General features: G+C 74.5%; 9 protein-coding genes. 5 read left to right on the top strand and 4 right to left on the bottom strand.

What is annotated here, in order from left to right:
• The first annotated feature begins 80 nt into the window (after window positions 1–80).
• Genes AB0H37_RS42040 through AB0H37_RS42050 form a run of 3 tightly spaced genes read left to right on the top strand, consistent with a single transcriptional unit; the run spans window position 81 to window position 2,780 of the window.
• Window positions 81–515 (top strand): hypothetical protein, encoded by a 435-nt coding sequence (locus AB0H37_RS42040; protein WP_360618240.1) that lies wholly within the window; start codon window positions 81–83, stop codon window positions 513–515.
• A complete protein-coding gene (locus AB0H37_RS42045) occupies window positions 512–1,381 on the top strand; it encodes a MoxR family ATPase (RefSeq protein ID WP_360618241.1) in 870 nt (289 codons plus the stop codon). Before AB0H37_RS42040 ends, AB0H37_RS42045 begins: the two co-directional genes overlap by 4 nt.
• Before the next feature lies 1 nt (window position 1,382).
• Window positions 1,383–2,780 (top strand): VWA domain-containing protein, encoded by a 1,398-nt coding sequence (locus tag AB0H37_RS42050; RefSeq protein ID WP_360618243.1) that lies wholly within the window; start codon window positions 1,383–1,385, stop codon window positions 2,778–2,780.
• Window positions 2,781–2,786: 6 nt separating this feature from the next.
• On the opposite strand, the gene AB0H37_RS42055 is transcribed toward AB0H37_RS42050, so the two are convergent.
• Window positions 2,787–4,181: an MFS transporter gene (locus AB0H37_RS42055; protein ID WP_360618245.1), complete on the bottom strand. Its 1,395-nt coding sequence runs from the start codon at window positions 4,179–4,181 to the stop codon at window positions 2,787–2,789.
• A gap of 91 nt (window positions 4,182–4,272) precedes the next feature.
• Here AB0H37_RS42055 and AB0H37_RS42060 point away from each other — a divergent pair, with 91 nt between their 5' ends.
• Window positions 4,273–4,767, top strand: a complete 495-nt coding sequence (locus tag AB0H37_RS42060; RefSeq protein WP_329089998.1) for a helix-turn-helix domain-containing protein — start codon at window positions 4,273–4,275, stop codon at window positions 4,765–4,767.
• A gap of 74 nt (window positions 4,768–4,841) precedes the next feature.
• Window positions 4,842–6,443 (top strand): adenylate/guanylate cyclase domain-containing protein, encoded by a 1,602-nt coding sequence (locus AB0H37_RS42065; protein ID WP_360618246.1) that lies wholly within the window; start codon window positions 4,842–4,844, stop codon window positions 6,441–6,443.
• 22 nt (window positions 6,444–6,465) lie between these two features.
• On the opposite strand, the gene AB0H37_RS42070 is transcribed toward AB0H37_RS42065, so the two are convergent.
• The 3 genes from AB0H37_RS42070 to AB0H37_RS42080 form a co-directional block, all read right to left on the bottom strand.
• Window positions 6,466–7,200, bottom strand: a complete 735-nt coding sequence (locus AB0H37_RS42070) for a hypothetical protein (protein ID WP_329090003.1) — start codon at window positions 7,198–7,200, stop codon at window positions 6,466–6,468.
• Between the two features lie 51 nt (window positions 7,201–7,251).
• Window positions 7,252–7,896: an MBL fold metallo-hydrolase gene (locus AB0H37_RS42075; protein WP_329090004.1), complete on the bottom strand. Its 645-nt coding sequence runs from the start codon at window positions 7,894–7,896 to the stop codon at window positions 7,252–7,254.
• Window positions 7,896–8,793 (bottom strand): S-(hydroxymethyl)mycothiol dehydrogenase (locus AB0H37_RS42080; protein ID WP_360618249.1); only part of this gene is annotated, 898 nt, incomplete at its 5' end. The genes AB0H37_RS42075 and AB0H37_RS42080, both read right to left, overlap by 1 nt.

Consider the following 8,793-nt stretch of genomic DNA (forward strand, 5'->3'; position numbering starts at 1 on the left):
CCATGTGGCGGCTACCCCTCAGGTGTGAGCGGACGCGCCGGTAGGATTCCGCTCCCGTCCCAGGAAATACGGAGGTCTCCGTGACAGTGCGGGCCCGTTCGACCGTCCTCGCCGCCTGCGCCGTCGCGGCCGGGCTGGCCCTCGCGGGCTGCGGCGGCGGTGGGAAGCAGGCCGCGGACGCGGCGCCGTCCGCACCGCCCACCACGCTGGCGCCGCTCCCGGCGGTGAAGCCTTCCGAGGTCAAGCCGCTGGTGGGACGCTGGGTCGGCGCCGCCAAGGACTACTTCCAGTTCACGGCCGACGGCAACGGCGTGTGGGTGCGGGGCCGGCAGAGGCTGTGGAGCGGCTCGGCCATCCCCGAGGGCGGCGGCAGGTACCGCTTCTCGTGGAACGGCGGCGACCCCAAGTCCGCGTCCTACTGGGGCGTCGCCCTCAGCGAGGACAAGGCGTCGCTCGTGTTCGCCGGGACCAACCAGACCTACAAGAAGGTCGCAGCGCGGAAGGGCAAGGGATGACCGACGCGATGTTCGCCTCACCCGCCGACGCCGGGCGCAGGCTCGCCGACGTCCGCTACCTCGCCGACGACGCGATCGCCACGACGGTGTTCCTGGCCCAGGCGCTCGGCAAGCCGCTGCTGGTGGAGGGCCCGGCGGGAGTCGGCAAGACGGAGCTGGCGAAGGCCGTGGCGGCGGCGACCGGCGCGGAGCTGATCCGGCTGCAGTGCTACGAGGGCCTGGACGAGGCCCGCGCGCTCTACGAGTTCAACTACAAGAAGCAGCTCCTCGCGATCCAGGCCGCGCCCGCCGACCGCGCCTGGCAGGAGACCCACGACGACATCTTCTCCGAGGAGTTCCTGCTGGAGCGGCCGCTGCTGGCGGCGATCCGCCGCAGCGACCCGACCGTCCTGCTCATCGACGAGGCGGACAAGGCCGACGTCGAGGTCGAGGGCATGCTGCTGGAGATCCTGTCGGACTTCCAGGTCACGATCCCCGAGCTCGGGACCGTCTCGGCGGTCCGCCGGCCCTTCGTGCTGATCACCTCGAACGCGGCGCGGGAGCTGTCGGAGGCGCTCAAGCGCCGCTGCCTCTACCTGCACCTGGGCTACCCGGCGCCGGACCGGGAGCGCGACATCGTCCTCGCGCAGGTGCCGGGCATCGAGGCGGAGCTGGCCGAGCAGCTCGTCCGCACCGTCGGCACCCTGCGCGACCTGGAGATCAAGAAGGCGCCGTCGATCGCGGAGACCGTCGACTGGGCGCGCACGCTGCTGGCCCTCGGCCTGGACGACCTGGACGAGGCCGCCGTGGGCCGCACGCTCGGCGTCGTCCTCAAGCACGTCTCCGACCAGGAGCGCGCCGCCAAGGAACTCGGGCTGAGCGGCTGACATGGCCTCACTCGTCGACCGGCACACCGGGTTCGTCGCGGAGCTGCGGCGGGCCGGGCTGCCGGTGTCGGTCGCCGAGGGGCTCGACGCCGTGCGCGCCGTGCGGGCCGTCGACCTGCTCGACCGCGAGTCGCTGCGCGCCGCCTACGCCGCGACGGTCGTCAAGCGGCCCCAGCACCGCGCGACGTTCGACACGCTCTTCGACCTGTGGTTCCCGGCGGCCGTCGGGGACGGCGCGGGAGCGGCGCGCGACCCCGAGCGCCCGGCGAGGACGCTCGACGACGACGGACGTCCCGTCCCGGCGGCGCTCGACCCGCAGGTGCGGCGGCGCCGGGACGAGCTCGCCGAGCTGCTCCTGTCCGGGGACGACGCCGGGCTGCGCCGTTTCGCCCGGACGGCCGTCGCCGAGTACGGCCGGACGCCGGGGCAGGAGTCCTGGTTCTCCTCCGGCGTGCTGAGCGCGCTGTCGCCCGAGACCCTGATGGCGCGGCTGCTGGAGTCGGTCCTGGCGGGGCGGGAGCGGGGCGGCATGGCCGAGCGCGTCGCGCGCCGGACGTTCCGCGACCGCATCGCCCGCTTCTCCGGCCTCGTCGCGGGCGAGGTGCGGCGCCGCATCGCCGAGGACACCGGCGTCGAGCGGACCGCCCGCATCGCCGTCCGCCCGCCGCTGGAACGGCTCGACTTCGCCGGCGCGACCCGCGCCGAGATGGAGGCGCTGCGCCGCGAGGTGTATCCGCTGGCGCGCAAGCTGGCGTCCCGGCTCGTGCAGAAGCAGCGCCACGGGCGGCGGGGCCGGCTCGACTTCCGCCGCACGGTCCGCGCGTCCCTGGCCAGCGGGGGAGTGCCTCTCACCACCCATCACCGGCCGCGGCGCCCGCACCGGCCCGAGCTGGTGGTGCTGTGCGACGCCAGCGACTCGGTGTCGGCGTTCGCGCACTTCACGCTGCTGCTGACGTTCGCGCTGCGGGAGCAGTTCAGCAAGGTCCGCGCGTTCGCGTTCATCGACGCCACCGACGAGATCACCAAGTACTTCGCGCCGGGCGCGGACATCACCGGCGCGATGACCCGCCTCGCCGCCGAGGCCGACCTCGTGTGGATCACGGGCCGGTCCAACTACGGCCACGCCTTCAAGGTGTTCGACGACAGGTACCGCGACGCCGTCACCTCCAGGACGTCCCTGCTGATCCTCGGCGACGCCCGGTCCAACTACGGGGAGCTGTCCCTGCCGATCGTGCGGTCGATGGCGGACCGGGCCCGGCACGCCTACTGGCTCAACCCCGAGCCGCGCGCCCAATGGGACACCGGCGACTCCGCCGCGTCCCGCTACGGCGAGCTCCTCCCCATGTACGAGTGCCGGAACCTGACCCAGCTGGCCGCCTTCATCGAGGAGCTCGCCTGACGGGGTTCAGGAGGTCCGGGCCCGCTCCCGGATCACCAGGGCGAGGACGGCGTAGGCGAGGGCGGTGACGGCCGAGACGACCATCGCGACGTTCGTGCCGTGCGCGAGCGAGGCCGCGTCGTGCCCGGAACCCGTCGCGATCGCCCCGACGATCGCCACGCCCAGCGACGCGCCGATGTAGCGGGCGGTGTTGTTGGCGCCGGCGCCCATGCTCGCGCGGTCGGCGGGGACGCTCTCCACGGCCAGCCGGGCCAGCATCGCGTTGGTCAGGCCGCTCGCGACGCCGGCGGCGGCGAGGCCCGGGGCGAGCCGCCACCAGTGCGCGTCCGGGCTCAGGCCCGCCAGCGTGAGCTCGCTGACGCCGGCGAGCGCGAACCCGGCGGCCAGCAGCCGCCGGACGGGCAGCCGCGCGGGCAGGCGGTGCGCCTGGAAGGCCACGAGGAACGACAGCCCGGACCAGATGGCCAGCACCAGCGCCGCCGCGATCGGGGACAGGCCCATCACCAGGCTCATCATCGTCGCCAGATAGGTCATGACCCCGATCACGGCGAGCCCGGTGACGAGCGCCCCGGTCACCGAGAGCAGGAACGCCGGCCGCCGGAACAGCGCCAGGTCGACCATCGGCTCCCGCCGCCGCGACTCGACGAGGACGAACGCGGACAGCAGGACCGCCGCGGCGGCGAACAGCGCGAGGACGCCCGGGGCCGTCCAGCCGGTGCGGCCCCAGGTGATCGCGGCCACCAGTGCCGCCACGCCGAGGCTCATGGTGACCAGGCCCGGCACGTCCACACCGCGCGGGCGCTCGGCCCGGGACTCGGTGAGCGCGCGGGACGCCGCCGCGGCGAGCACCGCGGACGCGGCGACCGTGGCCCAGTACCACAGCCGCCAGCCGCCGGCCGCGGTCAGCCCGGCCGCCGCGATGGGGCCGAGCGCGATGCCGAGGCCGACCATCGCGCCCCACATGCCGGCGGCCCTCGCCCGCCGCGGCCCCGGCGCGAACGAGGCGCCGATGATGCCGAGCCCGGTCACCAGCAGGGCGGCGCTGGCCGCGCCCTGCGCGACGCGGCCCGCGATGAACACCGCGGCGTTGGGCGCGAGCGCGCAGGCGACGCTGGAGACGGCGAGCGCCACCGCGCCGATCACAAAGGTGCGCCTGCGGCCGTGGTCGTCGGCGAGGCTGCCCGCGGCCATCAGCGCCGCCGCCAGACCGAGGCTGATCGAGCTCATCAGCCAGATCTGCGCGGCCCCCCCGGCGCGCAGGCCGCGCGCGGTGTCGGCCAGCGTCGCCGCGGGGGCGCAGTAGTTCATCAGGGCCAGCAGTGTGGCCGCGGCCGGCAGCGTCAGCGCGGCGGCGGTGCCCGGCGCGCCGCTCGCGGCGCGGGGGGTCGCCAGAGTCGTCATGCGGTCTCCAAGTTCATTGAACGAACTCAACGTGGTGACGGTAGCACGAGAGAGTTCAATCAATGAACCCTCCAGTGGGTACTGTGGTGGCATGGCACTCGGCAAGGACTACGCGGCGCAGGACTGCTCGCTGGCCCGGGCGCTGGAGGTCGTGGGGGAGCGCTGGACGCTGCTGATCGTCCGGGACGCCTTCTACGGCGTCCGCCGGTTCAGCGACTTCCTCGTCCACCTGGACATCCCCCGCGCCGTGCTGTCGGCGCGGCTCCAGTCGCTGGTCGACGCCGGCGTCCTCGTCAAGGACGGCCACGACTACGTGCTGACGGAGATGGGCAAGGAGTTGTGGCCCGTCGTCCACACCCTCGCCCGCTGGGCGGAGGACCACCTGTCCGCCGAGCCGTGCCGCGTCTTCGTCCACCTCGCCTGCGGCACCGAGATCGGCCCGGACGGGCGGTGCGCGGCCTGCGGGCGGCACGTCGCCCCGGAGGAACTGGAGATCCACGCCGGGCCCGGCGTCCGCCGCCGCACCGACCCGGTCAGCATGGTCCTGCGCAACCCGCACCGGCTGCTGGAGCCGATCCGCACCTGAGTGAGCAATCCCTCGGCGAGGTCGCTCACAGGCGGTGCGGCCCGGGGGGATTCGACCGGATAATCTCCTCGCTCATGAAGACCGAAAGGGCCGAGACCGCCCCCCGCCCCCGGCGCCGGCCGGGAAGCGTGCTCGGCCCCCTGTGGCGCCTGATCGACGGCGGCCCGGACGACACCCGGGCCCAGATCGCCCACCGGGCCAGGGTCCTGGTGCGGATCGCCACCGGGCTGGCGAACCTCGGCGGCGCGCTGGTCGTGCTCGCGTTCGCCGTCGTCGTCCCCGATCCCGTCGGCGAGGTGTCCGAGCGGCTCCGGCTCATCAACCTGATCGTCTTCATCCTCTACGTCACCGCCGCGGTCCCGGTCGGCCTCGTCCTCGGCGAGCGGTTCTTCCGCCGCGTCCGGCGCATGGTCGAGCGGCACGACGAGCCCGACCGGCACGAGCGCTCCCTGCTGCTGTACGGGCCGCTGCGGCTGATGGCCCTGCACCTGACGCTGTGGGGGATCGGGACGGTCGGCTGGGTCGTCATCAACGCCCCCTTCTCCGGCCTGCTCGCCGTCAAGCTGGGCCTGACGAGCCTGCTCGGCGGCCTCACCACCTGCACGGTCGTCTACCTGCTGACCGAGCGGCTGCTGCGGCGCGCGGTGACCACCGCGCTGCGCAGCGAGATGCCGCGCCGCACGGGACTGCCCGGCGTCGTCGCCCGGTCCGTGCTGGCCTGGGGCCTCGGCACCGCCATCCCGATCCTCGGGCTGATCACCCTCGCGGTCGGGTCGTTCGTCATCGCCAGGATCACCGTGCGGGAGTTCGCCGTCGCCGTCCTCGCCCTCGGCGGCATCGCGCTGGTCGTCGGGCTCGGCGTGACCTACGGCGCCGCCCGCGCCATCGCCGACCCCGTCGAGTCGGTGCGGCTCGGCCTCGCCCGGATCGAGCGCGGCGACCTGGACGTCGAGGTCCCCGTCTACGACGCCAGCGAGGTCGGGCTGCTGCAGGCGGGGTTCAACCACATGGCCGCCGGGCTGCGCGAGCACGAGCGGCTGCGCGACCTTTTCGGCCGCCAGGTCGGCGCGGACGCCGCGCGCGTCGCGGTGGAGCGCGGCATCGACCTCGGCGGCGAGTCGCGCGAGGTCGCGGTGATCTTCGTGGACATCATCGGCTCCACCCGGCTCGCCGTCGACCGGCCGCCGGCCGAGGTCGTCCGGCTGCTGAACGACTTCTTCGCCGTGGTCGTCGAGGTCATCGGCGCGCACGGCGGCTGGATCAACAAGTTCGAGGGCGACGCCGCGCTGGCGATCTTCGGGGCGCCGCTCGCGCTGGACGGCGCGCCCGCCCGCGCGCTCGCCGCGTCCCGCGAGCTGGCCCGCCGGCTGCGCGAGGACGTTCCGGCGCTGAGCGCCGCCGTCGGCGTCTCGGCGGGCGAGGCCGTCGCCGGGCACATCGGCGCCGAGGAGCGGTTCGAGTACACCGTGATCGGCGACCCGGTGAACGAGGCGGCCCGCCTCACCGACATGGCCAAGACCACCACCGAGCGCGTGCTGGCGGCGGGTTCGATCCTCGCCGAGGCGGGGCCGGACGAGGCGGCGCACTGGTCGCTCGGAGGCGAGGTCACGCTGCGGGGCCGGACGCAGCCGACCCGCCTCGCCTCGCCGTGCCCGGTCGAGCGCGTCACGTTCTAGGCGCGCCCCGTCACCGGACGTCTCAGGACGGCCCGAGCGTGGCGCCGCGCAGCGTCGTGTAGAACGGCGACCCGGCCAGCCGCGAGCCCTTCTCCTCGCCGATGTAGACGTCGGCGTGGTCCTCGCCGCCGTATCCGGGACGGAACAGGTCGGTGACCGTCCAGCGGGCCTTCCGGAACGCCGTGCACACCTCGTCCTCGATGGCGCGGCCGTTGCCGTCCTTGCCGCAGTCGACGATCGCGAACCGCCGGCCCCGCGCCAGGACGGACCTGTCGGCCGCCGCCGACGCCCACGCCCGCAGCGGGCGCCCCCGCGAGTCGCGGGTGGTGTCGTCCAGCCAGAAGCCGACGCTGTGCGACCAGTTCAGGTACCGGCCCCGCTCGGGCCCCTCGGTGAGGCGCCCGCTGCCCTCGGTCTGGACGACCTTGAGGAAGTCCTTCGGATAGGAGCCGAGCGGGGTCCTCCCGTGCGAGCAGTGGAAGCGGGCACAGCCGCGCACCGCCTTCCGCTCGCCGTGGTAGAGGCTTTCCAGCGCCGTGTAGTACGTGGTGATGCGCCACCCCGCCGCCCGTCCGAGCGGCGAGGGCCTGCCGGTCGCGGGCGTGGGGACCTCGGTCGCGGGAGGCGGGTCCACGGCGGGCGCGGGGGCCGACGCCGGAGGCGCGGTCGGCGGAGGCACGTCGGCGCCGCGCGCGCTCTGGCCGCAGCCGGCGACGGCCCCGCACAGCAGGAGCGCCAGCGGTGCCCTGCGCCGCATCGCACCCTCCCGGCCCTGGACGGCTGTCCGCCACCGCGGACACTATCCCGGTCAGTGGCCGCGGGCTATCCATTCCTCAAGATGCGGGGCCTCCGCGCCGACGGTGGTGGACTCGCCGTGTCCGGTGCGGACGGTGGTCTCCGGCGGCAGCGTCAGCAGGCGCTCCCGGATCGAGGCGATGATCGTCGGGAAGTGGGAGAACGACCGGCCGGTCGCGCCCGGTCCGCCGCTGAACAGGGTGTCGCCGGAGAAGACCGTCGCCAGGGCGGGCGCGTGGAGGCAGACCGCGCCGGGGCTGTGGCCGGGCGTGTGCAGGACGGTGAGGTCGGTGCCCGCGACGGTGATGACCTGCCCGTCGGACAGCTCGCCGTCGGGCGAGGTGTCCGGGTGCCGCTGCTTCCACAGCATCAGGTCGTCCGGGTGCAGCAGGACGGGCGCGCCCGTGCGGGCCCGCAGGGCGGGCGCCGCGTCGATGTGGTCGTCGTGCCCGTGCGTGGACACGATCGCCACCAGCCGGCGGCCGCCGAGCGCCCCCGCGATCGCCTCGGCGTCGTGCGCGGCGTCGATGACGATCGCCTCGCTGTCGTCCCCGACGATCCAGACGTTGTTGTCGACGTCCCAGGTCCCGCCGTCCAGCGAGAACGTGCCGGAGGTGACGACGTGGTCGACGCGCGGTCCCGCGGATTCGCCGGCCATCAGAGCACCACCACCGAGCGCAGCACGTCGCCCCGGTGCATCTTGGCGAACGCGGCCTCGACGCCGTCCAGCTGGATCGTCTCGGAGACGAACGCGTCCAGGTCCAGGCGCCCCTGCAGGTAGAGGTCGATGAGCATCGGGAAGTCGCGGGAGGGCAGGCAGTCGCCGTACCAGGACGACTTCAGCGACCCGCCCCGCCCGAACACCTCCAGCAGCGGCAGCTCCAGCCTCATCTCCGGGGTCGGCACCCCGACCAGCACCACCGTCCCGGCGAGGTCGCGGGCGTGGAAGGCCTGCTCGTAGGTCTCGGGACGGCCGACCGCGTCGATGACGACGTCCGCGCCGAACCCGCCGGTCAGCTCCCGCACCGTCGCGACGACGTCCTTCTCCGCGCCGTTCACGGTGTGCGTGGCGCCGAGGGAGGACGCGGTGGCGAGCTTGCGCTCGTCCAGGTCCACGGCGATGATCCGGGCGGCCCCGGCCAGCCGGGCGCCCAGCACGGCCGCCGCGCCGACGCCCCCGCAGCCGATGACCGCCACCGAGTCGCCGCGCCCGACCCCGCCGGTGTTGATCGCCGCGCCGAGCCCCGCCATCACCCCGCAGCCGAGCAGCCCGGCGACCTCGGGCCGCGCCGCAGGGTCGACCCTGGTGCACTGCCCTGCCGCCACCAGGGTCTTGTCGGCGAACGCGCCGATCCCGAGCGCGGGCGAGAGCTCCGTCCCGTCCTCAAGGGTCATCTTCTGGGCGGCGTTGTGGGTGTCGAAGCAGTACCACGGGCGCCCGCGCGTGCAGGCGCGGCACTGCCCGCACACCGCACGCCAGTTCAGGACCACGAAGTCGCCCGGCGCCACCTCGGTCACACCATCGCCCACCGACTCCACGACCCCGGCGGCCTCG

Origin of the sequence: Actinomadura sp. NPDC023710, assembly GCF_040639875.1 — a bacterium.
GTDB classification, from domain to species: domain Bacteria; phylum Actinomycetota; class Actinomycetes; order Streptosporangiales; family Streptosporangiaceae; genus Spirillospora; species Spirillospora citrea.